Genomic DNA, 25,810 nt, shown 5'->3' with positions numbered 1-25,810 from the left:
CGGCCTTCCACGGACAGCGGCATGTCGGTGCTCCTGGCTACGATCACGCCTTCAGTTTTCTCACAGGAGCTGCCTACATGTCCCAGCCGCCGTCCAATCCCTACCCCGGCCACTACCCGCCGCCCCAGCACCAGCCCGGCGGCTTCCAGCCGCCCCAGCAGCCGCAGTACGGCGGTGGCTACCCGCAGGCTCCGCAGCAGCCCCAGTACGGCGCTGACTACCCGCAGATCCCGCAGCAGCCCCAGTACGGCAACCAGTTCGGCGCGCCGGTCCCGCCGAAGAAGTCCGGCGTCGGCAAGATCCTGCTGATCGTCCTCGCGGTGGTCCTGGTGCTCTGCGTCGGTGGCGGCATCGTCACCTGGCTCGTCACCAAGGACACCGTCGGCGAGGTGGTCACCGCCACCAAGACCCGGGTGGTCGAGCCGCAGACGCTCGGTGGCCGGCCGAAGGTCACCGACCCTCAGCTGCAGAACGCCGCGACGCAGATGAAGGCCTCGCTCAGCAAGGACGTGCCGGACGCGACGAGCACGGCCGGCGCCTTCTACGGCAACCCGGAGAAGAAAGACCTGGTCATGATCGTCGCCGTGTCCGGCGTCATGGCCGACCCGAAGAAGGAACTGGACGACGCCGCCACGGCGGTCACGCCGGACCTGGCCACCAAGGACTTCAAGACGGTCGACCCGGGCCCGCTTGGCGGCGACGCCAAGTGCTCCGACGGCAAGGCCTCGGGTGAGCAGGTGGCCGTCTGCATCTGGGCCGACCGGGGCAGCCTCGGCATGGTGGTCGTCTACTTCAAGTCCGCGGCCGAGCTCCAGAAGGAGTTCGTCACGATGCGCGGCGAGATCGAGAAGCAGGGCTGACACCGCTACGCACCGGGCCCCCGCCGCGACGGCGGGGGCCCGGTGTCGTTTCCGGATCAGGCGGACTCGGCCCGTTCGGCAGGGCTCCGGCAGACGCAGAACTCGTTGCCCTCGGGGTCGGCCAGCACCACCCAGCCGCTGCCGTCCGGCCGGCGCCGGTCGGCCACCAGCGTGGCGCCGAGGTCACGCAGCCGCGCCACCTCCTCGTCGCGGGTGCCCTCGGCCGCGTGCAGGTCGATGTGGAACGCGCCCTTGCCGTGCCGCTCGCCCACCCGGACGAACAACAGGTCGGGGCCGTCGCCGGCGGGCGCGGCGAGGACCGCCTCCGGGTCGTCCGGGTGGTCGTCGTCGGCGAGCCGGCGGTCGAGCACCCGGGCCCACCATCCGGCGAGGGTGTACGGGTCGTCGGATTCGACTGTCACGCAATGGAACTGTGCACTCATCGGTGCTTCCTCCTGTGGGGTACGCGCCCCGGCGGAGTGGGAACGTCAGCGGGGAACGCGGGGCGCGGGACGGTTCACGAAAGACATCGACCACACCCCCTTCCACCTCATCGGGCTGACCGGTTGATCATTCCACCGCCCTCCGGCGCCGGCAACCCCGCCCCGCCGCAAGGAAGGGCCCCTTGTTAACAGCTGCGTGTTAACAAGGGGCCCTTCCTCTACCGGAGGCGTTAAGAAGGTGCCCTTCCTTACGGGCCGACGAACACCGCCTTCGCGCGCCAGTCGACGCCGTCGACCGCCGGGCCGCTGCGCACGGTGAACGTCGCGGCCGGCACGCCGTTCACCCAGTCGGTGGCGGCCAGGTCACCGGTGTTGCGGTTGACCTTGTACAGCGTGCCGCCGGAGACGAAGACCGCGCCCGCGTCGGCGAACCCGCTCGCCCCGGACACCGTGAACCGGTCGGCGCCGACGACGCCGCTGTCCGGGGTGAACCAGCGCCAGAACAGTCCGTTCTGCCCGTTGAGCGTGTAGTAGAGCCGCCCGCCGGAGAAGAACATGCCGGTCACGTTCGGGATCTCGGCGTAGAAGCCGGTGGTCGCGCCGACGTACGTCTGCCCGGTCGGCCCGGAGTTGGTGATCACGTTGTCCCAGTACGGGTCGTGGTACGGGTCCACCAGTTCCGGCGTGCCGAACGTGGTGCCGTTGAACGTACGCCGCCACAGCGCGCCGTCGGCGCCGTAGAACACCGTCCCGCCGACCCAGAACGCGTTGCGCGCGCCCGCCCAGACGGTGCCGTCCGGGTCGGTCACCGGGTCCGGCGCGCCGACCGTGCTCTGCCCGTCGTACGAGCGCACCTGCACCGGCGAGCTGGCCGGGGCGGGCGGGGGCCCGGTCTTGACGATCTCGACGGCGTTCACCAGCGGGTTCTCCCGCACGTGGCGGAACTCCACGTCGATCGAGCCGTCGCTGACCACCGTGAACTCCCGCATGGTGCCCACGTTGTGCCCGGCGGTGGCGGACAGGTCGAGGTCGTCGAGGACGACAGCACCCTCCAGCGCCACGTCGAAGATCCGCGTGCCGGCGTTGGCGGTGCCCGCGTACCGGTTGGCCATGTAGAGCCGCACGTGCACCTCGGTGCCGTTGGGCACCGGGAACTGCCAGGTCATCTCCGCACCGCCGGACGGGTCGTACCGCTCGTGGTTGTAGAGCTCGACCGGGGTGCCGGCCGGCACCGTCGAGTCCAGGCTCGCGGCGGTGGTGTAGCTGGAGACGCTGCTGCCGGTGTTGTGGTACGGGCTGGGGCTGGAGCTGGTGTCAGCCGCCCAGTCCGGCCCGCCGTCGGTGGCGGCGACGGACGAGCCGCCGGCGTTCACCCGGTACAGCACGTTCGTCGGCTGCGGCAGGCCCGCCTGGTAGACGTTGCCGGGCAGGGTGGCCGTGGTGGTGGGGTGCACCGCCGTCCCGCCGGCCAGCGGGAAGAACGCGATCCGCTCCCGGCGGTACTGGAAGTTGCCGATCCACAGCGTGTCGCCGCCGACCCAGAGCCCGGTCGGCGTGACGAGCATCTCGGAGGCGCCGATGCCGCGCGGGTGGCGGCCGGGGTTCCAGGACAGCGGCAGGCCGTTGGCCGGGTCGAGCGCGGCGATGCTGGCCCGGCCGACCGCGCCGGCCCGGGCGTTGTCGGTGCCGGTGGTGTTGTTGAGCCAGCGGAGGTGGCCGCCGACGTAGACCGCCTCTTCGCTGATGCCGACGGACAGGAACGTGTCGCCGCCGCTGTAGTCGACCCAGGTCGGCTGGAGAGCGGAGCCGGTCGCGCCGGCCTCCCAGCGGGCCGCGGTGTCGCAGAGCGTTCCGCTGTACGGCGCGCCGGTGGTGACCACCACGAAGTAGCTGTTGTCCGGGGAGAACGCGACGTCACGGACGTACGAGTCGAAGGACTGCCACTTGCAGCGCGGCGTGTAGCGGGCCGTGTTCCAGTCCGCGACGGTGGCGGCGGTGGCACCCAGGTCGATCTTGACGATCTGGTCGTGCAGCACCCCGTCGGCCTTCTTGAAGTTGCCGATGACGACGAGCTGCGTGCCGTCCGGGGAGACGGCGAGCTTCTCCGCGCCGACGCCGGCCTTGGCGCCGCTGACCCCGTCCCAGTTGTGGTTCTCGGTCAGCGTGGTGGTGAGGTAGCTGTCCACGGCGCCGGTGGTGGCGTTGAGCGACGCGAGTCCGCCGCGCGGGTTGGGGTTGCCGGCCGTGGTGAAGATGCCGCCGACCAGCAGCCGGTTGCCGACCAGCGCGATGTCCTTGATGAGCCCGTTGAACGCGGGCGGCGCGAAGCTGGTGACGACCGCCCCGGTGTTGACGTCGAGCAGGGCCACCTTGCGCCGGGTCACGCCGTTGACGGTGTTGAACTTGCCGGCGACGAAGACCGTGTTCGCCGTGGGCCCGCCCGTGACCGCTGTCACCTCGTTGTCGAGCGTGGGCGCGAACGCGGTGTCCACCGCGCCGGTGGCCTTGTCGAACGCGAGCAGGTAGTCGCGGGGGATGTCGACGTCGGAGTTGCGGTTCTGCACACGGGTGAAGGAGCCGCCCGCGATGATCTTCGTACCGGCGTCGTGGATCGCGTCGACCGAGCCGTCCTGGACGTCGGGCGAGGCCGTGGAGGGGACGGTGTGGACCACTTTGTCGTGGCCGGGCGCGGCGGCGGCCGCGGGCGTGGCCGGAGAGAGGCCGACGACGGTGAGGGCGCCGGCGGTGAGGACCGCGAGAAGACGGCGGCGGCGCGGGGCCGAGAGGTGGGTCACGGGCAGCTCCGGTGGGTGAGCAGGGTGAGGCGTCGCTGCGCTTACTCTCCGTTGATCACCGCTCCACGTCCAGCGTGAGCCGAGCATTCTGCCCGACCACCGTGCCGCCGGGGGCCGACCACCGCCGGGTCCGGCCAGGACAGCCGAGGCTGTCCGCACGAAAAGGTGAGGCCGCCTCACCGGCTGGACGGATCGGGATGGGCGGTCAGGTGGCCGCGGGCGGGTCGGCCGACGGAAGCGTGACGGTCACCTCCAGGCCACCACCGGGCTGGGCGACCGCCTTCACCGTGCCGCCGTGCGCGTCGCAGACGGCCCGCACGATCGACAGACCGAGCCCGGAGCCGCGAGCACCGGTGCGTTCCTGGCCGCCGCGCCGGAACGGCTCGAACAGCCCGGGTACGTCGGCGGGGGCGACCTCGAAGCCGGTGTTCCCCACCACCAGCCAGGACCGCTGCCCGTCGGTGCCGGTGCGCACCCAGATCCGCCCGTGCAGGTGGTTGTAGCGGACCGCGTTCTCCACCAGGTTGCCGGCCAGCCGGTCGAGCAGCCCCGGGTCACCGACCACCGGCGCCGGACGCAGCGACGTGTGCACCTTCAGGCCGATCCGCTCGACCTCCCGGGACACCGCGGACAGCGCGTTGGCGGTGCCGACGGCGAGGTCCGACTCCGCGCGCCGGGCCAGCCGCCGGCCGGTCTGGGCCTCGCTGCGGGCCAGCACCAGCAGCGCGTCGACCAGGCCGTTGGCCCGCTCCGAGGCGTCCCGCACCACCCCGGCCATGCGGCGGTACTCGGCGAGGTCGGCGTCGTCGTCGCTGAGCGTCACGTCGATTTCGGTACGCATCACCGCGAGCGGCGTCCGCAGCTCGTGCGAGGCGTTCGCGACGAACCGTTTCTGTGCCTCGAACGCGCCGCTGATCCGGTCCAGCATCGCGTCGAACGTCTCGGCCAGCTCGGCCACCTCGTCGTCGGCGCCGGACCAGCCGATCCGCTCGTCGAGCGTGGCCTCGCCGAGCCGGCGCGCGGTGGCTGTCACCTGGTGCAGCGGGCGCAGCGCCCGGCCGGCCACCAGGTACGCCCCGGCCACCCCGACGACGCTGATCGCCACGAGCGCGAGCAGTCCCTTGACCAGCAGTTCCTGCGACGCCGCGTCGACCAGTTGCTGCTGCCACTGCCCGGCGTCGAGGGTGCGGCCGTCGGTGAGCACCACTGTGGTGCCGGGCAGCAGCTCGTCGGTGGGGCGCAGCGCGTCGCGGACCAGCAGCCAGGCCAGCAGCACCAGGATCGCCCCGGCACCGACCAGCAGGACGCCGTTGAGCAGGGTCAGCCGCAGCCGCAACGTCGGCCGCACCCGCCGGGTGCCCACGCTCACTGCGTGCGGCCGATCCGGTAGCCCGCCCCGACCACCGTGTCGATGAGCGGCGGGTCGCCCAGCTTCTTGCGCAGCGTCATCACGGTGACCCGGACGATCGTGGTGAACGGGTCGGTGTTGGCGTCCCAGACCCGTTCCAGCAGCTCTTCGCTGGACACCACCGCGCCGCGCGCCTTGAGCAGCTCGGCGAGCACGCCGAACTCCTTGTTGGTGAGGTCGAGCGGCACGCCACCACGGATGACCACCCGCCGGGCCGGGTCCAGCACCAGGTCGGCCACCTCCAGCACCGGCGGCGCGGCCGGGGTGGCCCGGCGCCCGAGCGCCTGCACCCGCGCCACCAGCTCGTCGAACGCGAACGGCTTGGCCAGGTAGTCGTCGGCGCCGAGCTGCAGCCCCTCCACCCGGTCGGCGACGGTGCCGCTCGCGGTGAGCATCAGCACCCGGGTCAGCGCGCCGGAGGCGGCCAGATCGGCGCAGATCTGGTCGCCGTGCACACCCGGCAGGTCGCGGTCCAGGATCACCACGTCGTACCGGGTGACGAACGCCGCCTCGTGGCCGGCGTCGCCGTCGTAGGCGACGTCCACCGCCATCCCGCGCTTGCGCAGCCCGCGCGCGATCGCGTCGGCGAGGTTGCGCTCGTCCTCGACCACCAGTACCCGCATCCCGGCCTCCCGCCTCGTGACCTCTGACAACCTAGTGCCGCCGGCCAAGCGTGTCGCCGGAGGAGCCGCCCCAGCGGCGCAGTCCGGCTGATCCGCCCGCGCTGTCCACCGAGTCCTCCCCTCCCGTCGGCGAGCTTCGTTACGGTCCGTCAGGTCAGCACCGACATGACGCCGTGTCACGCACTGTTACTGGCGCTCGCTTCCACAACCGAGGCAGCTGCCGAGCTAAAACTCCCTGACCTTTGGAAACGCCGAATCGGCCATTGGGGCAGCCGAGACCCCTCCGCCGACTTTGCCCTGCAGCCAGATACGCATATGTTGCCCACAGTCACGGATGCGTCGGTGGCTGCAGAGCAAAGTCGACGTAGGGTAGACCCGGCGAGCCCGCGTCACAGTCACCTTCGGTGACCGGAAACCCAAACCGATCAGGCGGGCCAGCGCAACGACGCGCTACGTGCGTCGCAGCGTCGGAGCACGAGTGCCGGCGGGCCGGCTGATAGGCGCAGGTCGGGGTATGGCTTGCCCGGGTCAGAGCGCGGTGGCTACCGCGCTGATGGACACGAACGCCGGCAACGGGCTGTCCGCGCCCGACACTCAAGCGGTCCGACTACCCGCCCTCGCCACAGTCGCCCGCAGACTCCCGCGTGTCAGGCACCTCAGTAGCGGTACCTATGAATCGGACCCTGGGGAGACTGAGCTCACGGCTGCTGCGTTGCAGTCCGGTCGGCCACAGGAACCACGATCTCGTCGGGTCGGTGAAGTGCAGTCCGAAGCTTTTGTGAAGCCAGGGCCAGAACTCTTCGTCTCCGGGCAGGGTCGGCAGGCTGAGCGTGAGCACCACGCAAGGCGGTGCGTCCGTCGTGAGGAGATAGGCCTGCTGCGGTGGCGTCGACGGGCCGCCTGCCGGGACACCAACGAGGGTGATCCCGGAGATGGGGACAGGCGATCGGTTCTGAACCTTCAGCCGGCCCGATTGCCCGTCCCGGGGGTAGGTCAACCACCAGAAGGCGACCCGGGAGGCGTATCTCTTCTCGTACCGGTCGCGTTCCAGCTGCGCCATTTCCAGCTGCGTGCGGTTGATTTCCTGTTGGTCCCTGTAGGTGACACCAGCGACTATCAGCGCCGGGATCGCGACCGCGACCGCTAGCAGGCCGGACAGCGCCTGCACCCAGTCGGTGAGCTTTGCCCGCTCGCGCGGCTGACGCGATCCCCCGCGCCGTGGCGGCAGGACGCGACGCCGCGGGCGCTGCCGAACCACCATCTGCTCCCCCAATCTTCCGAGGTCGGTCTACATGGTGGGTCCTGGCGTACGTCCGCCGACACCCTCACCGCCGTTGCACAAAACCTTCGGGTACGCGATGCTCAGCGGCAATGATCGACAAGCACGCGGTCGAGACACCCGATCCACGCCGGGCGGCACCCCGATGACCGGCCGCGACATCGCGTACCGCCGGTTCCGTTTCCCGGCGGACCGGGACGTGGGCCTCGCCGACGGGCTCACCGCGGGGCCGGACGGGCTGGTGCTCGACGGCGCGCCCGGCCGCCTGACCCACACCGATCCGCACTCCGGGACCACCGCCGAGTACGCCGCCGGGAGCTGGACCTCCCCGGTGACGCCACTCGGCTTCGCCGCCGTCGAGCTGGTGCCCTCCTGGACCGCGCACACGCCGGCCGGCTGCTGGCTGCGCGTGGAGCTGCGCGGCTGGGCCGGCGACGCGGCCTCCACCGGCTGGTACGAGCTGGGCCACTGGGCCGCCGACGACAGCGCGGTGCACCGGGCGTCCGTACCCGGGCAGGCGGACGACCGGGCGCGGGTGGCCGCCGACACGCTGCGGGTGACCGGCGCGACGGTGACCGGCTGGCAGGTGCGGGTGACGCTGCTGCGCCGCCTCGACGCGGCGGACGGCCCGGCGCTGCGCACGATCGGCGTGGTCGCCTCCACCGACCCGCCCGGCGTCGGACAACGAGCCGTCGCAAGAACCGATGCCGGCGCGGGCGGCGCGCGAGGGCGGGTGCTGGACGTGCCGCGCTACGCGCAGCGGCTGCACGCCACCGGGGAGACCCGCTGGGGCGGCGGTGGAGACTCCTGGTGCAGCCCCACCTGCGTGTCCATGGTGCTCGACTTCTGGGGCGCGGGCCCCACCCCGGACCGGTACGCCTGGGTGACGCCGCCCGGCCCCCGCCCGCGGGTGGTGCACGCCGCCCGGCACTGCTTCGACCACGCGTACGCCGGAGCGGGGAACTGGCCGTTCAACACCGCGTACGCGGCGACGCACGGGGTGGACGCGTTCGTCACCCGGCTGCGTTCGCTGGCCGAAGCGGAACTGTTCGTGGCCGCCGGCATCCCGCTGATCGTCTCGGCGGCGTTCACCGCCGGGCAGGTGCCGGGGCTGGACTACGACACCCGGGGGCACCTCATCGTGCTGGCCGGCTTCACCGCCGACGGCGATCCGGTGCTGAACGACCCGTACGCGCCGGACGACGAGCGGGTCCGCCGCACCGTGCCGCGCGCGCCGTTCGAGCGCGCCTGGCAGGTGGGCAGCGGCGGCGTCGTGTACGTACTGCGGCCCGAGTCGACGCCCCTGCCGCCGCCACCGGCGCAGGCCAACTGGTGATCAGCGTCCGGCCGGCCAGATCGCCATGCCGCCGGTCGGGCGCAGGCACACCAGCTGCGTACCCGTGTCCGCGCACTCCGACCAGGCGCCGGGCAGGATCCCCCGGATCCGCACCTGCCCGACCGCCACGTCCAGCGCGCCGACGAGCGTCCGGTCCTCGGTGAGCGTGCGCAGCCCGAGCAGCGGCCCGGACGGGAGGTCGTTGCCCGAGACGCGCCAGCGGCCCAGCCGGGCCAGCACCCGGCCGGTCGGCGGGTCCAGCGCCGACAGTTCCAGCTCCTCCCCGACCCCGCGCTCGGCGGCGATCAGCCGGTCGCCGACCGGCCCCATCCCGAGCCACCGCTCGTCGGTCCAGGCCGGGCGGCCGGTGGCCGGATCGAGGGCCTGCGCGCCGCCCACCTGGTTGCGCAGGCACACCATCCCGGCGCAGTCGGCGAACCAGAGTCCGGCGCGGGAGCCGACCGGCAGGCTCCACCGTTCCTCGAGCCGGTCCAGCCCGTACCCGGTGACTGAGCCCCGGGCGTCCTCGACCAGCAGCAGATCGGCCACCACCTGGGCGTACCGGTAGTCGGCGCGGCCGGCCGCGGGCGCCACCCGGCCGGTGTGCGCGACGGTGCCCGCGTCCGCGTCGTACACGGTCACCCGGCCCTGCGGGGTGACCAGGACGAGCTGTGTCACCCCGTGGTCGTCGCGGCGGTACCCCACCTCCTGGCCCGGTACGGGCAGCGTCCACCGCACCGCGCCGGAGGCCGGGTCCACGGCCCGTACGGTGCCCGCGCCGGGCGGGCGGGGGTTCTCCAGCAGCAGCCCGCCGGAGGCGGTCGGGACCGGGTATCCGGGATGCCGCCAGCGCAGCGTGCCGGTCGCCGGGTCGAGCATCGCGGACACCGAGTCACCGTCCCCGGCCGGGCTGCTCGTCACCAGCAGTCCCCCGGCCACTGTGGTGAGGCCGAGCACGTGGTCGCCGTCGGTCAGCGCGAACCGCCACGCCGGTTCCCCGCCGGGCAGCCGGTACGCGGCGACCACCCGCCCGCCCCGGCCGGTCGCGCCGGGGCCGTCGGCCACCACCACCCGGTCCGGCCGGACCACGAACGCCGCGCCCTGCGGGGCGGGAATCCGGATCGGCACGGGCCGGCGCGGCGGACCGGCGGCAGCGTGCACGACGAGCAGCACCAGTACGCCGAGCAGCGCCACCCGGACCGCCGGGCCGGGCGGCCGGCGGGGCGGCGCGGGTTCCGGCTCGTCGGCGGACTCGCCGTGCCGCATCTCGCCCAGTTCGATCACCGGGCTCACGGCAGCCGCCGCACCACGTAGTCACCTGCGGGCCTGCGGCAGACCAGCAGCGTCACGCCGGTCGTGCAGTCGGTTCCGGTGATCACTCCCCTGATCGGGGGCGGACCGCCGGACAGGTCCATCTCGGCCAGGAGCTGCCGGCCGCCGCCCAGCAGCCGGGTGGCCAGCAGCGGGCCGCCGGACCCGTGCTGCGGGGCCAGGGTCCAGCCGCCCAGCTCGGCGATCAGACGCCCGTCGGCCTGGCCGAGCACCGCCAGGCCGCCGGCGCCGATCGCGGTGTCGCCGACGAGCAGCCGGTCGTCGCGCGCCGCCACGACGCGCGCCCACCGGTCCACGCTCCAGCGCACGGCGCCGGTCGCCGGGTCGAGCGCTGTCATCCCGGCGCCCGGCCGGACGGCGCAGAGCAGGGCGCCGCACCTGTCGACGTAGTCGACGAGCTTCTGTTCGACGGTCCAGCGCGGTCGCAGCGTGTCCAGGTCGTACGCCTCGATGAGCCCGCCGCCGATCTCCAGCAGCAGCCCGGCCACGGTCATCACGTGGCGCGGGCCGGGCGGTCGCACCGGGTGCAGGTCCCGGGCCGCGACCCGCGCGCCGGTGCGCGCGTCCACGACCACCACCTGCCCGGTGGCCGGCCACAACAGCATGCGTTCCGTCCCGGAGCCGTAATCGAACCCCAGCATGCCCGTCGAGGGCAGCGTCCACATCGTCCTTCCGTCGGCGGGGTCGACCCGGGTGATCGACGGGCGGGGGTCGGACGCGGCGGACTGCGACAGCAGCACCCGGCCGACCGCGAACGCGACGCCGCGCCGGCGCCAGACGTCCACGCCGGTGGCCGCGTCGTACGTCACCGTCTCCCAGTCCTCGTCGCCGCCGGCCGGGCCGGCCACCATCACCCGGCCGTCCTGCTCCCACACCGACACGGCGGTGCCGATGCCGGGCAGCGGACTGCGCCACAGTTCCCGCCCTTCGCGGTAGGTGACGATCTCCCGCCCGTCACCGCGGTTCGGCCGCACCACGTACACCACGTCGCCGGAGACGAACACGGCCGAGCCCAGGCCGCCGGGCAGCGTCCACTCCGCCGGTCCTCGCGGCGGCGCGGCGGCGGCGAGCGTGAGCAGCGCCAGCAGCAGGAGCGCCAGGGTGCGGGCCGGCCGCCCGACGCTGCGCGGCGGGCGGGGGGCCGCCGGGGGCGGAGCGTCGTGACGCAACTCCCCCAGATCGATGACGGTCACGACCATCCTCTCCCGCGCGCCCGGCCGCCGTCCGGCCGTGACCGGCATCGCCACAATTCGCCTGTACGATGGCGCGTCGTGGCCGTGCCCGTGGTGGACCCCTCGTTGAACCCCTCGTCCGTCGAGACGGACGCCGTCGTGGCCGATCCGCCACGCCGTGCCCGTCGCCGGCCGGCCCGCGCCGATCTGCTGGCCATCGGAGCCTATGTGCTGCTCGGTGTTCTCGTCTGCCTCAACTACTGGGGCGACGTGGAGCACCGGGTCTCCTCGCACCTGCCGACCGACCACAGCTGGTTCGAGTGGCTGTTCGCGCACGGCGCCTACTCGGTGCAGCACCTGGAGAACCCGCTGTTCACCACCCGGCAGAACGCGCCGGACGGGGTGAACATGATGGCGAACACCTCGCTGCTCGGGGTGACCCTGCCGCTTGCGCCACTGACGCTGCTGCTCGGCCCGCAGGTGATGTACGCGCTCTACCTGGGCGCGGCGCTGTCGGCGACCGCCGCCACGTCGTACTGGGTGCTGTCGCGGCACCTGGTCCGGTCCCGGGCCGCCGCGTTCGCCGGTGGCGCGTTCCTCGGCTTCGCGCCGGGCATCGTCCATCACGCGAACGGCCAGCCCAACTTCGTGTCGAACTTCCTCCTGCCGCTGATCGTGGCGCGGGTGCTGCGGCTGGGCGAGCCGGGGCGGTGGCGGCGCAACGGGCTGGCGCTCGGGCTGCTGGTGGCGTACCAGGTCTTCATCAACGAGGAGATGCTGCTGCTCACCGCGCTGGCCTGCCTGGTCGTCGTGGTGGCGTACGCGGTGCAGCGGCCCCGGGCGGCCCGCGCGCGGGCCGGGTCGTTCCTGGCCGCGCTCGGACTCGGCGGCGGGCTGGCGCTGCTGCTGACCGCGTACCCGATCTGGTTCCAGTTCAACGGGCCGCAGTCCTACCGCGGATTGCAGGGCGGCGTCTTCCACAACTGGGGTGAGGACCTGGTGGCCTTCGTCACGTTCGCCCGGGACACGATCGCCGGTGACGAGGCGGTGGAGAAGACCATCGGGCTGACCGAGCAGAACACCTGGTTCGGCTGGCCGCTGGTGCTGGTGGCGCTGGGCGCGCTGGTGCTGCTGGTCCGCCGGTCGGTGCCGGCCCGGATCCTGGCTGTGCTGGTGGTCGTCTTCACTGTCGCCTCGATCGGCCCGGTGGTGCGGTTCAACGGTGTGGAGACCGACGTCGACGGGCCGTGGGCGTACATTCCGGACGACCTGCCGCTGGTCGAGATGATGATGCCGACCCGGTTGAGCCTGGTCGTGGTGGCCGCCGTGGGTGTGCTGCTCGCCCTGGCGTGGGACGCGCTGGCCGGTGCCGGCCGTCCGCCGGTGCCCGCCCCCCGCGCCGCCGCCGACGACAGCACGGACGGCGACGGCGACGGGACGGCCGCGCGCGACACGCGCCGCCGGGTGCTGCGGCTGGCCGGGTACGCCGCGATCGTGGCCGCCCTGGTGCCGCTGATCCCGCGTCCGCTGCCGGCGGAGCACATCGACCCGCCGCCGCGCTTCATCACCGCCGGTGGCTGGCGGCCGTACGTGCCGGAGGGCCGCACGCTGGTGCCGGTGCCGATCCCGAGCAACGTGCACGGGCTGCACACGCTGCGCTGGAGCGCGCTGACCGGACACGAGTTCCCGATCCCGGGCGGCTATTTCATCGGCCCCAACGAGCGCGGTGAGGGTGTCTTCGGCGCGCCGAACCGCCCCACCAGCACGCTCATCTACTCCACGATGGACGCCAACGTGGTGCCGGAGATCACCGAGGAGAACCGCCGCCAGGCCGTGGACGACCTGCGCTTCTGGCGGGCGTCGGTGGTGGTGCTCGGGTCCGGTCCGCGCGAGGCGGTGCTGCGCGACCTGATGGCCGAGCTGCTCGGCCCGCCGCAGCGGGTGGACGACGTGTGGCTCTGGGACGTGCGCGACCGGGTCTGAGCCGGCGTGCCGCTCAGCCGACGAGCCCGCGGACGTCCCACAGGTGCCCGCCGGGCACGTCCCGGCCGGGGCCGAGAAGGGCGTCCAGCGTGGCGCGTACCGGGTCGGCCGGCGTCGAGTCGGCCTGCACCAGTGCCGCGGCCCGCCAGTGCCGCAGGTCGGCGACCGCCTGCCGGCGTTCCGCGTCGCCGACCGGCGGCACCTGGCCGGTCTCGGCGGCCCGGCGCAGCAGCAGCGACGTGGGCCGGTCCGGCGCGCCCCAGCGGGCGGCCGGGTCGTCCGCCGAGCGCGGGCCGATGAAGTAGCCGCCCGGCGCGTCGAACGCCAGCGCGGTGCGCGCCGACCAGAACATGGCCGGGCTGACCGCCGCCCCGGTCACCGGCGGCACCGGCACCAGCGTGCGGCCCTGCGGCACGTACGCCTGCCAGCCGCCGCCGGACACGACGGCCGGGACCGGCGCGACCGGCACCGTGCGGATCGGGGTCGGCGCCAGCGGCAGCAGCGCGGCGGCGACCGCGCCGGCCCACGGCGCCCAGGCGCGCACGGCGCCGTGCCGGACCCGGTCGACTGCGAGCGCCAGCAGCACCCCGAGCACCGGTACGCACACCAGCGCGAAGCGCGCCGGCACCACCAGGTCCAGCAGCGGCGCCCCGGCGAGCAGGCGGTACGGGCCGGGCAGTCCGGTGTCGTCGCGGTTCACCACCACCGAGGCGCCGAGCGACAGCGCCGCGAACAGCAGGCCGCACGCGGCGAGCGCGCGTACCAGCGGCCGCCGCCACAGCCGTACCACGACGAGCAGCGCCAGCAGCGGCAGGAACGGGCCGAAGAACGAGTTCTGCTCGGTCGGGTTCGGCGACAGCAGCCCGGCCCGGTGGGCGTCCCCGGCGACGCTCTGCCGGGCGGAGGCGACGAACGAGACCAGGTCCAGCCGGTAGCCCCCGGTGTGGAACGGCATCCCCCGGTAGTGGCCCGGCCCGGCGAACTGGAACCACAGCGGGTACGCCAGCAGCACGCCCGCCACCAGCGCGCCGACGCCCAGCCGGCGGGCCACCACCGGCACCAGGCGACGCGCGGCGGCCCGGTCGGCGAGCGCGTACGCCCCGGCGAACACCCCGGCGGACAGCGCCAGGAAGACGAGCACCTCCTCGCCGAGGAACACCTGGTACGCGACGGCCAGCCCGAGCAGCACGCCGTCGCGGCGTACCCGGTCGGTGGCCGGGCGGAACACCAGCGCGAGGATCACCGGCACCAGGAACTGGGCGGCCATGTGCAGGTGCGCGCCGGCCTGCGCCACCATGCCCGGCGCGAAGCCGCAGACCAGGCCGCCCACCGCGGCGGCGGCCCGGGAGCGGACCAGCCGCCGGGCGAGCAGCGCGTACCAGGCGGTGGCGGTGCCGGCGAGGCTGATCGTCACGGCGACGAGGAACGCCGCCTGGGAGCCGAACGCGACGGTGACCGGGGTGAGCGGGACGCCCAGCCCGAGCACCGACGTGTTCGCCATCAGGTTCACCCCGTCCGGGGCGTTCAGCGCGGCGCTGTGCAGCGGGTTCTCGCCGCCGGTGACCGCGCGGGCGGCCCGGGCCAGCATCCACTCGAACAGGATCTGGTCGCCGGCCTGGTGGAACAGCCGTTCCGGGCGGCGCCACTGGTCGCTGGTGAGCAGCACCGCGAGCGCGAGGTAGCCGGCCACCACCAGCGCGTCGACCGGCCGGCGGCGGGGCGCGGGCGCGGTAGCGGGCTGCTCGGGTGCGGTCAGGCGGGCCGGCTGGTCAGTTTCCGCACGTCCCACAGCCACACGTCCAGCTCCTGCCGTCCGGGCCCGACCAGTTGCTCCACCGTGCGGCGCAGCGGCTCGGCGTTCTGCTCGGCCAGCGGCAGCACCACCACCGCCGCGTTCCAGTGCCGCAGCTCGTCCAGGTAGCGGCGGCGCTGCCGGTCGTCGAGCTTCGGCGTCCGGCCGGTGGACGACACCTCCCGCAGCATCTCGCCGATGCCGCTGGGCCGCCCGCCGAAGCGTCCCGGGTCTCCGGTGACGCCGTTGCGCGGGGCGAGGAAGTAGCCGCCGGGAATCTTGAAGTCGAGGTTGGTGCTGGCCGCCCAGCGCATCGGGTCGGTGTTGCCCATCGCCGGCACCGGCACGGACACGAGCGTCTGGTCCGGGCCGACGTACTGCCGCCACCGGTCGGCGGTGATGAACTCCGGCACCGGCTCCCGGGTGGTGACCCGCAACGGCATCGGCGCGATCGGCAGCAGCGCGAGGATCAGGCCGGCGGCGGTGAGCTTGCGGGCCGTCCGCCGGTCCACGCCCCGCAGCGCCCAGGCGCGGCGCACCGCGTACGCGAGCAGGATCGCCACCGTCACGCTGGTGATCAGGCCGAAGCGGGTGGGCACCACGGCGTCCAGCAGCGGCAGCCGCACCAGGAACTCCCACGGCCCGGTGACGAGTTCCCGGTCCCACCAGGAGATCCGCTCGCCGAGGGAGAGCACGGCGAAGAACAGCCCGGTCGCGGCCAGCGCCCGGACGATCACGTCACGCCGCAGCCAGATCACGACGCCCACGGCAATCAGCGACAGGCTCCAGCCGAAGAACGCGTTCTCCTCCGAGTAGTTCGGGGCGAGGTTGACGTTGGCGCGCTCGTTGCCGCCGAACGTGGGCGAGCCGGGGGCGAAGTACGCGGCGATGTCGTTGCCGTAGTCGCGTACCGCGTCGCTGAGCCCGTGGTACGCCATCGGGCCGGCGAACTGCACATACAGCGGGTACGCCAGCAGCGCGCCGGCCAGCGCCGCGCAGACCGCCAGCCCGGCGCCGAGCGGACGCCACGCGGTCGTCCACCGCTCGCGCTGCTGCACCACCACGGCGATCAGGAACACGCCCAGCGCGAGCGCGGTGAAGAGCAGGATCTCCTCGTTGATGAACGCCTGCGCGGTGACCAGCAGCGCCAGCAGCACGCCGTCGCGCACCGGCCGGGTCGAGCGGGTCAGCACCAGCACCCGCCACACGATGAACGGCAGCAGGAACTGGCTGATGATGTTCGGATGCCAGTTGGCGTGCGACAGCATGGCCGGCGAGAACCCGCAGAACCAGGCCGCCACGGCGGCGGCCGGGCGGTGCCGGATCACGTGCCGGGACAGCACCCGGTACCAGGCGGCAGCGGTGCCGGCCAGGCCGAGCGTGACCAGCGTGACGAACGAGACCGCCGGTCCGAACAGGAGGGTCACCGGCACCATCGGGATGCCCAGCGCCAGGATGGCGGTGTTCGCCATCAGGTTGACCCCGTCGGGGTAGTTGAACTGCTCGGTGAAGAACGGGAACTCGCCGTGCAGCACCACCCGTACCGAGTGCGCCAGGAAGAACTGCACCTGCGCCGGGTCACTGCTGTAAAGCGCGGCCACCCGCCCGGCCGGGTCGGCCCAGATGCCGCTGGTCACCCAGATCGCGGCGAGCAGGAATCCGCCGTACACGATGAGGTCGATCCGGCGGCGGGTCCACCGCCACCGGCGCACGCGCCGCGCGCCCGGCGTGGCCGGCGCCTCGGGCTCGGCCGGCGGTTGCGGAGGTGTCGTGGTCGCCGGCTCCGGCTCGGCGACGGTGACCGGTGGTGGATCAAGGGTGACGGAGCGGTGGCCCGTCGGGGCGGCGGCGTCCGGCGTCGAGGCGCCGCGGGTCTCGGCAGGCGTCACAATCGGCGGAGTCTACCGGAGCCGGATATTGATACCCGAATCGCCCGTCACGTTCCGCAGTGGTCACTCGACCGAAAGGGTGAGCCGGGCGCGGCCGGGTGGCGGGCCGTCTCGTACCATGTGGGCTTCCGACCGACGACCGGCGAGGGGATCAGGGTGCTTTCAGCCCGCCGAAGCGCTACGACGGGCACCGCGCTGGCAGCTCTGCTGCTGGTCACCGCGGGTTGCGGACCGATCGCGGACCGGAAGCCGGCGGACCTGCGGGTCGGCTACGACAGCCTGGACGGCAACCTCGCGGTGTGGCCGCCGCGCGGCAGCCTGGCCGGCGACGCGGCGGCGACCGCCGCGATCACCACAGCGGTACGCGAGTGGCGCTCCCCGGTGGACGACCGGGTACACGTGCCCACCTCCGGCATCCTCTTCTCCGGTCAGGTGGCCGGCTCCGCGCTGGCGCTGGTCGCCGCCGATGTCCCCGGTGACGCCGCCTCCTGGCTGCTGCAACTCGACCGGGACGGGCAGCGCTGGCGGGTGGCACACGCCACCGAGTACACCGATCCCGGCTACCTGGTCTACTCCGACGTGCTGCCGGTGCGCGACCCGGACGGCCGCCGCTACCTCACCTCGGCCCGCGTCGCACGCCTGCTCGGCCCCGACGGCAAGGCCGTCACCAGCACCGACGGCGTCACCGAGCCGGTCGCCGTGCCGGCGTGCCGGGCCGTCGAGCTGACCGCGGCGCTGCGGCCCACGACGTCACTGCCGCGCGGCAAGGCCGCCGACCGCGTCCTCGACCTGGGTACGGCCACCGAAGCGCCCCGCTACCCCCTGGTACGCGACGACACGGGCGCCGGGAAGCGCGCGCTGACCGGGCTGGACACCTGCGTGCTGGCCGGTGAGCGGGGCCCGTTCGGCAGCGTGCCGCGCCGCATCGGCGACCGGGACGCGCCCCGTTCCGCGCCGGAGTCCTGGCCGATGGCGAAGATCGCCACCCGTTCGCTCGGTTCGGTGGCGCTCGGCGACGGGGAGCCGGGCGAGTTGGAACAGTTGAGCTGGGACAGTCCCAGCGGGACGATGACCGCGGTGGTCTACCGGCCCGCGGACGGCGGCACGCCGGTGGTCTCCCCCGCCGACCGGTCCACCACGCTCCAGGCGTACCACCTGCCGATGCCCGGCCGGCCGCTGGCGGTGCTGAGCTGGCGTACGGGCGAGGTGTCGTTCTCCGCCCCGCCCGGCACCACCCGCCTGGTGGACCGTCCCGGCCTGGTGGTCGTCGAGCACACCGACCAGCGGCAGACGTTCAGCCTGGCCGGCACCGAGAAGACCTGGTACCGCTCCCTCCCCACCCCGTAACCCGCGCTCTCCCGCCCCGCCGCCCACCCCGTCGATCATGAACTTGACGGCGACAAACCGGACACCAATCCCCGCCAACCTCATGATCACCCGACTGGCTCGGTGATCAAGGAGTTTGTGTCGTCCGGGAGGCTCTCCACGCACCCAAACTCCTTGGTCAACAGGGCAGGCCAGGGCGGGGCCAGGGCTGGAGGGACTCGGCGATCTTGCAGTGAGGGCCCCGCCGATCAGGGCAAAACCGGCAACCTCGGGGTCGGAAGTGCAAGATCGACGGGTTCAGGGCGGGCTGAGGTGAGGGTGAGGGCTAAGCGACGGGCTAAGGGTGGGTCAGCTGCATGCCTACGTAGGGGGTTCGGGCCGGGCCGGGGCGGGAGGTGCCGTCGGGGCGCCAGCCGTGGCGGGTGTAGAACGCGCGGGCCCGAATGTTGCGCTCCCACACCTCCAGCACGCCCAGCACCAGCCCTTCGTCCGCCAGGTGCCGCACGAACATCGCGTGCAGCGCGCCACCGACGCCTCGGCCCCAGAGTCCCGGATCGACGTGGATCTGGTAGAGCTGCGCGGTCGTCCGCGGATCCAGGTCGGACGAGTGCGGCGGACCCATGGCCAGCACCCCGGCCAGGACACCGTCCACGATGGCGACTCGCACCTGCTTGCGCGCCGAGGTGATTGCCGCCGCCCAGCCCTCCCGCTGCTCCCGAGCCAGCTCCGGAGTGAGGATCTCCTCGGTCGGCAACCCACCGGCCCCGTAGTAGGCGACCCGCGCCCGGCTGTGCAACTCGACGATCCCCGAAAGATCCCCGAGCCCGGCCTCCCGAATCTCCACCGCCCCTCCCTCGACACAAGACATCCAGCGATCTTGCGGTTGCGGCCCTCCCTTATCGGGCGAAGCCGACATCAGGAGGGCCGCAAGTGCAAGATCGACGCGGGCGGGCGGGCGCGACGGAGAGCGGGGTCAGCTCTGGGCTCGGGCTCCGTTCGCGGCCGGGTCGACCGGGGTGGCGTCGAGGCTGGAGATCCAGCCGGTGACGTCGCGTGCCACGTCCTGCGCGGTCAGCCGCAGGTCGGCCAGGATCTGCGCGCGGCTGCCGTGCGGGTGCCAGTCGGCCGGCACGCCCATGTCCTTCACCGGTACGCGGACGTCCGCGTCGCGCATCGCCTGCGCCAGCGCGGAGCCGACGCCGCCGATGCGTACGCCGTCCTCCACGGTGACCACGAGCCGGTGCGCGGACGCCAGCTCGACCAGTTCGGCCGGCACCGGGCGCACCCAGCGCGGGTCGACCACAGTCACGCCGTACCCCTGCTCGGCGACCCGGGCGGCGACCTCGACACCGAGGCCGGCGAACGAGCCGACCGCCACCAGCAGCACGTCGGTACGCGCCGACTCGGCCAGCACGTCGACCGGGCCGACCCGGCGTACGGCCGGCAGGTCGGCGGCGACGGTGCCGGTCGGGAAGCGCAGGATGGTCGGGCCGTCGTCCACGGCGATCGCCTCGCGCAGCTCCTCACGCAGCGTGGCCGAGTCGCGGGGCGCGGCGATCCGCAGGCCGGGCACCACGCCGAAGACCGACATGTCCCAGATGCCGTAGTGGCTGGGCCCGTCGGGGCCGGTGATGCCGGCGCGGTCCAGCACGAACGTGACGGGCAGCTTGTGCATCGCCACGTCCAGCAGGACCTGGTCGAACGCGCGGTTGAGGAACGTGGCGTAGACCGCCACCACCGGGTGCAACCCGCCCATGGCGAGGCCGGCGGCGGAGGTGGCCGCGTGCTGCTCGGCGATGCCCACGTCGTAGACCCGCTCCGGGTACTTGCGGGCCAACGTGGCGATGCCGGTGGGCTCGGCCATGGCGGCGGTGATGCCGACCACGTCGGGCCGCTCGTCGGCGATCGCGACCAGCTCGTCGGCGAAGACGTTGGTCCACTTCACCGACGGCACGGCGAGCAGCTTGCCGGTCTCGGCGTCGAACGCGCCGGGGCCGTGCAGGCAGTCGGCCTCGTCGTCCTCGGCGGGACGGTAGCCGTAGCCCTTGCGGGTGACCGCGTGCACGATCACCGGGCCGCCGAAGTTCTTGGCCGCGCGCAGCGCCGCCTCGACGGCCGGCACGTCGTGGCCGTCGACCGGGCCGACGTACTTGATGCCGAGATCCTCGAACATGGCCTGCGGGGCGACCGCGTCCTTGATGCCCTTCTTGACCGCGTGCAGCACCTCGTACATCGGCTTGCCGACGAACGGGGTGTTGCCCAGTGCGTCCTTGACCGTGTCGAGCACCTTCTCGTAGCCGGGGTTGAGCCGCAGCGACGACAGGTGGTCGGCGAGGCCACCGATGGTCGGCGAGTAGGACCGGCCGTTGTCGTTCACGACGATCACCAGCGGGTTGCCGGCGGTGGCGATGTTGTTCAGCGCCTCCCAGCACATGCCGCCGGTGAGCGCGCCGTCGCCGACCACGGCCACCACGGAGCGCTTCTCGCCGCGCAGCGCGTACGCCTTGGCGAGGCCGTCGGCGTACGACAGGGCGGTGGAGGCGTGCGAGTTCTCGATCAGGTCGTGCTCGCTCTCCGCCTGGCTGGGGTAGCCGGAGAGGCCACCGCGCTGGCGGAGCTTGTCGAAGCCCTCCTGCCGGCCGGTGAGGATCTTGTGTACGTACGCCTGGTGGCCGGTGTCGAAGAGGAGCCGGTCGCGGGGGGAGTCGAAGACCCGGTGCATCGCCAGGGTCAGCTCGACCACACCCAGGTTGGGGCCGACGTGGCCGCCGGTGCGGGAGACCTTGGCGATCAGGAAGTCACGGATCTCGGCGGCGAGGATGTCCAGCTGCTCGGCGGTCATCCGCTTCACGTCCTGCGGGCCGCGGACGGTGCCCAGCAGCCGACCGTGGTTGGCCGTGCCCTCTTCAACACTCATGACCGGAGAGTCTATCGGCCGCGCGACAGTCCGCAGCCCGGCCGTGCATCGACCCAGGTCAGGCGTCGACCACCAGCCGCCGGGGCGCGGGTGGGCGCGGCGCGGCGGCGGACGGGCCGGCCGGCGTCCAGGAGCCGAGCACGGCGGCCCGGGACGCGCCGGTCACCGACGGCACCGCGCCCGGCAGGCCGTGCCAGGACAGCCAGCCGAGCAGCGCGAACGCGTACGCCTCCTTGGCCTGGGCGGGTACGCCCAGCTCGTCGGTGGTGCGCAGCCGCCAGCGTCCCGCGCCCAGCGCGGCCAGCCGCGCCCGGAGTGTGGGATTGCGCACTCCCCCGCCGGCGGCCACCACCTCGGTGACCCGGTGCCGGTCGCAGGCGTCGGCCACCGTGCGGGCGGTCAGCTCGGTGAGCGTGGCCAGCACGTCGTCGGCGGCCACCGGCTCGCCGAGCGCGGCCAGCGCCGCGTCCAGGTAGCCGCCGTGGAACAGCTCCTTGCCGGTGGACTTGGGCGGCGGCGCGGCGTAGTACGGCTCGGCGAGCAGCCGGGCCAGCAGCGCCTCGTGCACCCGCCCGGCCGCGGCCCGCGCTCCGTCGACGTCGCAGGGCCGGTCCAGGAAGCGCCGGGCGGCGGCGTCCAGCAGCGCGTTGGCCGGTCCCACGTCGTACCCGAGGACGGGCGCGCCGGGCGCGACCACGGTGAGGTTCGCGATCCCGCCGAGATTCAACGCCGCACGTGGGCCGGCAGCCGGGTCGAGCAGCAGCGCGTCGAACGCCGGGACCAGCGGCGCGCCCTGGCCGCCGGCCGCCACGTCCGCCGAGCGCAGGTCGTGCAGCACGGGTACGCCCACCCGGGCGGCCACCCGGGCCGGCGCGCCGAGCTGGAGCGTGCCGCGCACCCGGCCCGCCTCGACCCAGTGGAAGACCGTCTGCCCGGGCGACACGACCGCGTCGGCAGCGCCCCCGGCCAGCTCGACGCCGGCCGCCGCCGCCTCGGCGAACACCTCGCCGAGGCGGTTGTCCAGCCGGCAGACCGCCTCGATGGTGGTGGCCGCCGGGGGCAGCAGCGCGCCGATCTCGGCCCGCAGGTCGTCCGGGTACGCCAGTTCGCGGTGCCCGAGCGGCCGCAGCCGCAGCGTGTCGCCGTCGGCGGTGAACTCGGCGGCCACCACGTCCACGCCGTCGTAGGACGTGCCCGACATCAGCCCGACGATGCGCAAGGAAGGGCCCCTTCTTAACGGATCCGGTAGCAAAAGGGCCCCTTGTTAACGCGCGGGGCCGGGGCCGTGCGCGGGCAGGAACAGGCCGACCAGCTCCACGTGCTGGGTCATCGGGAACAGGTCGTACCCGCGCAACTCGGCCAGCCGCCACCCCGCCTCGCGGAACGTGCGGACGTCCCGGGCGAAGGCGGCCTGTTCGCACGCCACGTACGCGACCGCGCGCGGCCCGGCGGCCACCACGTCGCGGACCACCGGCGCGCCCGCGCCGGAGCGCGGCGGGTCGAGCACCACCAGGTCGACCGGGCCGGTGATCCGGCGCCGGGCCAGCGCGGTCTCCACCCGCGCCGCGACCACCTCGACGCCGCGCAGGTCGGCGAGGTTCTCCCGGGCCGCGGCCACGCCGTCCGGCGCCGACTCGACGAGCGTCACCCGGGCCCCGTCGACCCGTTCGGCGAGCGCGGCGGCGAACAGCCCGGCGCCGCCGTACAGGTCCCAGGCCGTCTCGCCCGGTTGCGGGTCGAGCAGGTCGAGCACCGCGCCGGTCAGCGCGTCCGCCGCCGCCGGGTGGACCTGCCAGAACCCGGAGGCGGGCAGCGTGAAGGACCGCCCGGCCGCCGTCTCCCGGACCCGCTCCGGCCCGCTCACCGCCGTCGGAACCCCCTCGGCGTACGCGACCACGGCGACGTCCCCGCCGGTGCTGGCGACGGTCTCCACCGCGTCGGCGTCGGGCCAGCGGGCGCCGGTCGGCGGGAGCACCGGCAGCTCCTGGATCGCCGGGTGCGCGATCAGGCACCGCTCGATCGGCACCACCTCGTGCGAGCGGTGCTTGAGCAGCCCGGCCCGCCCGGCCGCGTCGACCGCGTACCGGACCCGGGAACGCCAGCCCAGCGGCCCGCCGGGCAGCGCCTCGACGCGTACGCCGAGCGCGTCGATCTGCTCCGCGGTGAGGCCGCCCAGCCGGGTGAGCTGCTCGCGCACCACGGCGAGCTTCCAGTCGAGCTGGGCGGCCGGGGCGACGTGCTGGAGGTCGCAGCCGCCGCACCGGCCCGGCCGGGCGTACGGGCACGGCGGGGCGACCCGGTCCGGTGCGGCGTCCAGGATCTCCACCGCGTCGGCGCGGGCGAAGCCCCGGTGCAGCTCGGTCACCTCGGCGATCACCCGCTCGCCGGGCAGCGCGTGCCGGACGAAGACCACCTGCCCGCCGACGCGGGCCACGCAGTGCCCGCCCGGCGCGACCGCGTCGACTGTCAGCTCGACCCGCTCGGCCTCCTCCAGCCCGGGGCGTTCCGCCGTCGGCACCGGACCGGGACGCTCGTCGGCGCTCACGGCCGCTCCTCCCGCTCGGCGGAGGGCGCGGACGGCGTGGAGGGCGCGGACGGCGCGGACGGGGTGGACGCCACCGGCGGCGGCAGCGTGCTCTGCGGCGCCACCCGGGGGCCGCGCGCCGGACCCCGGCTGAGCGTGGCGTCCAGGCGGTCCAGGTTCTTGCTGGCGGTGGAGGCGAGCTGCCAGGGCACGCTCGTCACCATCACGCCCGGCTCGAACAGCAGCCGCCCCTTGAGCCGCAGCGCGCTCTGGTTGTGCAGCAGGTTCTCCCACCAGCGCCCCACCACGTACTCGGGAATGAAGACGGTGACCACGTCGCGCGGCGACTCCCGGCGCACCGACGCGACGAAGTTGAGGATCGGCCGGGTGATCTCCCGGTACGGGGAGTCGATCACGGTGAGCGGCACCGGCAGCTCGCGGCGCTCCCAGTCGGCCTGCAGTTCCCGGGTGTCCTGCTCGTCCACGTTCACGGTGACCGCGGTGAGCGTGTCCGGCCGGGTCGCCCGGGCGTACGCGACCGCCCGCAGCGTCGGCTTGTGCAGCTTGCTGACCAGCACGATGGCGTGGTTGCGGGCGGGCAGCACGCCCCGCTGCTCGGTCGGCTCCAGCTCCTCCGCGACCCGGTCGTAGTGCCGGCGGATGCCGAGCATCACCACGTACATCACCGCCATCGCGACGATCGCGATCCACGCCCCGAGCAGGAACTTCGTGGCCAGCACGATGACCAGCACCACGCCGGTCATCACCATGCCGAACGTGTTGATCGCCCGGGAGCGCAGCATCCGGCGGCGCGCCTCCGGGTCCCGCTCGTTGCGAAGGTGCCGGTTCCAGTGCCGGATCATGCCGGCCTGGGAGAGCGTGAACGAGACGAACACCCCGACGATGTAGAGCTGGATGAGCTTGGTCACCTCGGCCTGGAAGCCGATGATCAGCACCACCGCGAAGACGGCCAGGAACAGGATGCCGTTGGAGAACGCCAGCCGGTCGCCTCGGGTGTGCAGCTGGCGCGGCAGGTAGCGGTCCTGCGCGAGGATCGAGCCGAGCACCGGGAAGCCGTTGAAGGCGGTGTTGGCGGCCAGGAACAGGATCAGCGCGGTCATCCCGGCGACCACGTAGAGCAGCACCGAGCCGCCGCCGAACACGGTCTCCCCGAGCTGCACGGTCACCGTCTTCTGCACGTAGTCGACCGGGCCGGAGACGATCTGCGTCCTCGGGTCCTCGACGAACTGCAGGCCGGTGAGCCGGGACAGCCAGATGATGCCGACCAGCATGGTGACCGCGATGCCGCCGAGCAGCAGCAGCGTGGTCGCCGCGTTCTTCGACTTCGGGGCCTTGAAGGCGGGTACGCCGTTGGAGATCGCCTCCACGCCGGTGAGCGCCGCGCAGCCCGACGAGAACGTGCGCAGCAGCAGGAACACCAGCGCGAACCCGGTGACGCTGTGCTCGGCCTGGATCTCCAGGCCGGCGCTCGGCGCGCGCAGGTCGTCGCCGAGCACGAAGACGCGGACCAGCCCCGTCAGCAGCATGCCGCCGATGACGATCACGAAGCCGTACGTGGGGATGGCGAAGGCGGTGCCGGACTCGCGCAGGCCGCGCAGGTTGATCGCGGTGAGCAGCACCACCGCGCTGACCGCGATGAGCACCTTGTGGGTGGCCACGAACGGCACCACCGAGCCGAGGTTCGCCACGCCGGAGGAGACCGAGACGGCGACGGTGAGCACGTAGTCGACGAGCAGCGCGCTCGCCACCGCCAGGCCGGCCTTGGGACCGAGGTTGACCGTCGCGACCTCGTAGTCGCCGCCGCCGGAGGGGTAGGCGTGCACGTTCTGCCGGTAGCTCGCCACCACGGTGAGCATGACCACGACGACCGCGAGCGCGACCCACGGCGAGAAGAAGAACGCCGAGGCGCCGGCGATGGACAGCGTCAGGAGGATCTCATCCGGCGCGTACGCCACGCTGGAGAGCGCGTCGGAGGCGAAGACCGGCAACGCGATGCGCTTCGGCAGCAGCGTGTGCTGCAGGCGGTCGGACCGGAACGGTCGACCGAGGAGGAGTCGCTTCAGCAGCGAGGTGGGTCGGGCCACAACCGCCAAGCGTACGACCACCGGAT

General features: G+C 73.6%; 18 protein-coding genes. 4 read left to right on the top strand and 14 right to left on the bottom strand.

All coding sequences use genetic code 11. From position 1 onward, the window contains the following. The first annotated feature begins 77 nt into the window (after positions 1-77). On the top strand, positions 78-860 hold the full coding sequence (locus tag A4R25_RS15665) for a hypothetical protein (protein WP_064447155.1): 783 nt from the start codon (positions 78-80) through the stop codon (positions 858-860). 56 nt (positions 861-916) lie between these two features. Here the strand turns inward: A4R25_RS15665 and A4R25_RS15660 are convergent, their stop codons facing one another. From A4R25_RS15660 to A4R25_RS15640, 5 genes are all read right to left on the bottom strand, one after another. Further along, positions 917-1,303 carry a VOC family protein gene (locus A4R25_RS15660; RefSeq protein ID WP_043325653.1) on the bottom strand — a complete coding sequence of 129 codons (387 nt, stop codon included), beginning with the start codon at positions 1,301-1,303 and terminating at the stop codon, positions 917-919. 248 nt (positions 1,304-1,551) lie between these two features. After that, positions 1,552-4,098, bottom strand: a complete 2,547-nt coding sequence (locus tag A4R25_RS15655; RefSeq protein WP_064447154.1) for a malectin domain-containing carbohydrate-binding protein — start codon at positions 4,096-4,098, stop codon at positions 1,552-1,554. Between the two features lie 205 nt (positions 4,099-4,303). After that, positions 4,304-5,461 carry a cell wall metabolism sensor histidine kinase WalK gene (locus tag A4R25_RS15650; RefSeq protein WP_197494909.1) on the bottom strand — a complete coding sequence of 386 codons (1,158 nt, stop codon included), beginning with the start codon at positions 5,459-5,461 and terminating at the stop codon, positions 4,304-4,306. 2 nt (positions 5,462-5,463) lie between these two features. Then, positions 5,464-6,129 (bottom strand): response regulator transcription factor, encoded by a 666-nt coding sequence (locus tag A4R25_RS15645; protein WP_064447153.1) that lies wholly within the window; start codon positions 6,127-6,129, stop codon positions 5,464-5,466. Between the two features lie 607 nt (positions 6,130-6,736). Beyond that, the gene (locus tag A4R25_RS15640) at positions 6,737-7,390 is read right to left on the bottom strand and encodes a hypothetical protein (RefSeq protein WP_146074855.1); all 654 of its coding nucleotides are present in this window, start codon (positions 7,388-7,390) and stop codon (positions 6,737-6,739) included. A 163-nt stretch (positions 7,391-7,553) separates the two neighbouring features. Here A4R25_RS15640 and A4R25_RS15635 point away from each other — a divergent pair, with 163 nt between their 5' ends. Then, complete coding sequence (locus A4R25_RS15635) at positions 7,554-8,744, top strand: peptidase C39 family protein (RefSeq protein WP_064447151.1); 1,191 nt, start codon at positions 7,554-7,556, stop codon at positions 8,742-8,744. Here A4R25_RS15635 and A4R25_RS15630 read toward each other — a convergent pair whose 3' ends face one another. Together A4R25_RS15630 and A4R25_RS15625 are read right to left on the bottom strand one after the other, a co-directional pair. Next, complete coding sequence (locus A4R25_RS15630; RefSeq protein ID WP_064447150.1) at positions 8,745-10,037, bottom strand: PQQ-binding-like beta-propeller repeat protein; 1,293 nt, start codon at positions 10,035-10,037, stop codon at positions 8,745-8,747. It lies immediately after the preceding gene. Then, positions 10,034-11,269 carry a PQQ-binding-like beta-propeller repeat protein gene (locus A4R25_RS15625; RefSeq protein ID WP_064447266.1) on the bottom strand — a complete coding sequence of 412 codons (1,236 nt, stop codon included), beginning with the start codon at positions 11,267-11,269 and terminating at the stop codon, positions 10,034-10,036. The genes A4R25_RS15630 and A4R25_RS15625 overlap by 4 nt, the downstream gene beginning before the upstream one ends. A 93-nt stretch (positions 11,270-11,362) precedes the next feature. On the opposite strand from A4R25_RS15625, the gene A4R25_RS15620 reads away from it, so the two are divergent. Beyond that, positions 11,363-13,231: a hypothetical protein gene (locus A4R25_RS15620; RefSeq protein ID WP_197494915.1), complete on the top strand. Its 1,869-nt coding sequence runs from the start codon at positions 11,363-11,365 to the stop codon at positions 13,229-13,231. Between the two features lie 13 nt (positions 13,232-13,244). Here the strand turns inward: A4R25_RS15620 and A4R25_RS15615 are convergent, their stop codons facing one another. Both A4R25_RS15615 and A4R25_RS15610 read right to left on the bottom strand, forming a co-directional pair. After that, the gene (locus tag A4R25_RS15615; protein WP_064447148.1) at positions 13,245-15,026 is read right to left on the bottom strand and encodes a hypothetical protein; all 1,782 of its coding nucleotides are present in this window, start codon (positions 15,024-15,026) and stop codon (positions 13,245-13,247) included. Next, a complete protein-coding gene (locus A4R25_RS15610; protein WP_064447147.1) occupies positions 14,984-16,912 on the bottom strand; it encodes a hypothetical protein in 1,929 nt (642 codons plus the stop codon). The genes A4R25_RS15615 and A4R25_RS15610 overlap by 43 nt, the downstream gene beginning before the upstream one ends. Positions 16,913-17,068: 156 nt before the next feature. Here A4R25_RS15610 and A4R25_RS15605 point away from each other — a divergent pair, with 156 nt between their 5' ends. After that, positions 17,069-18,259 (top strand): hypothetical protein, encoded by a 1,191-nt coding sequence (locus A4R25_RS15605; protein WP_064447146.1) that lies wholly within the window; start codon positions 17,069-17,071, stop codon positions 18,257-18,259. A 316-nt stretch (positions 18,260-18,575) separates the two neighbouring features. On the opposite strand, the gene A4R25_RS15600 is transcribed toward A4R25_RS15605, so the two are convergent. From A4R25_RS15600 to A4R25_RS15580, 5 genes are all read right to left on the bottom strand, one after another. Then, the gene (locus tag A4R25_RS15600; protein ID WP_231915531.1) at positions 18,576-19,082 is read right to left on the bottom strand and encodes a GNAT family N-acetyltransferase; all 507 of its coding nucleotides are present in this window, start codon (positions 19,080-19,082) and stop codon (positions 18,576-18,578) included. A 129-nt stretch (positions 19,083-19,211) separates the two neighbouring features. Next, a complete protein-coding gene (dxs, locus tag A4R25_RS15595; RefSeq protein WP_064447144.1) occupies positions 19,212-21,155 on the bottom strand; it encodes a 1-deoxy-D-xylulose-5-phosphate synthase in 1,944 nt (647 codons plus the stop codon). Positions 21,156-21,213: 58 nt separating this feature from the next. Then, positions 21,214-22,374, bottom strand: a complete 1,161-nt coding sequence (locus tag A4R25_RS15590) for an anhydro-N-acetylmuramic acid kinase (RefSeq protein WP_064447143.1) — start codon at positions 22,372-22,374, stop codon at positions 21,214-21,216. Positions 22,375-22,419: 45 nt separating this feature from the next. Continuing rightward, entirely contained in the window at positions 22,420-23,700 is a 1,281-nt protein-coding gene (locus tag A4R25_RS15585; protein ID WP_064447142.1) for a class I SAM-dependent RNA methyltransferase, read from the bottom strand. Then, positions 23,697-25,784, bottom strand: a complete 2,088-nt coding sequence (locus tag A4R25_RS15580; RefSeq protein ID WP_043325667.1) for an APC family permease — start codon at positions 25,782-25,784, stop codon at positions 23,697-23,699. The genes A4R25_RS15585 and A4R25_RS15580 overlap by 4 nt, the downstream gene beginning before the upstream one ends. Positions 25,785-25,810 lie beyond the last annotated feature (26 nt).

Origin of the sequence: Micromonospora sp. NBRC 110037 (genome assembly GCF_001652995.1) — a bacterium.
In the GTDB taxonomy this organism is placed as follows: domain Bacteria; phylum Actinomycetota; class Actinomycetes; order Mycobacteriales; family Micromonosporaceae; genus Micromonospora; species Micromonospora chalcea.
This window is presented reverse-complemented; position numbering and strand designations above follow the sequence as displayed.

What these genes read in the sequence shown, in the direction of transcription:
- A4R25_RS15665 (WP_064447155.1), top strand. Translation starts at nt 78, where the DNA reads ATGTCCCAGCCGCCGTCCAATCCCTACCCCGGCCACTACCCGCCGCCC.
- A4R25_RS15660 (WP_043325653.1), bottom strand. Translation starts at nt 1,303, where the DNA reads ATGAGTGCACAGTTCCATTGCGTGACAGTCGAATCCGACGACCCGTAC.
- A4R25_RS15645 (WP_064447153.1), bottom strand. Translation starts at nt 6,129, where the DNA reads ATGCGGGTACTGGTGGTCGAGGACGAGCGCAACCTCGCCGACGCGATC.
- A4R25_RS15640 (WP_146074855.1), bottom strand. Translation starts at nt 7,390, where the DNA reads ATGGTGGTTCGGCAGCGCCCGCGGCGTCGCGTCCTGCCGCCACGGCGC.
- A4R25_RS15635 (WP_064447151.1), top strand. Translation starts at nt 7,554, where the DNA reads ATGACCGGCCGCGACATCGCGTACCGCCGGTTCCGTTTCCCGGCGGAC.
- dxs (WP_064447144.1), bottom strand. Translation starts at nt 21,155, where the DNA reads ATGAGTGTTGAAGAGGGCACGGCCAACCACGGTCGGCTGCTGGGCACC.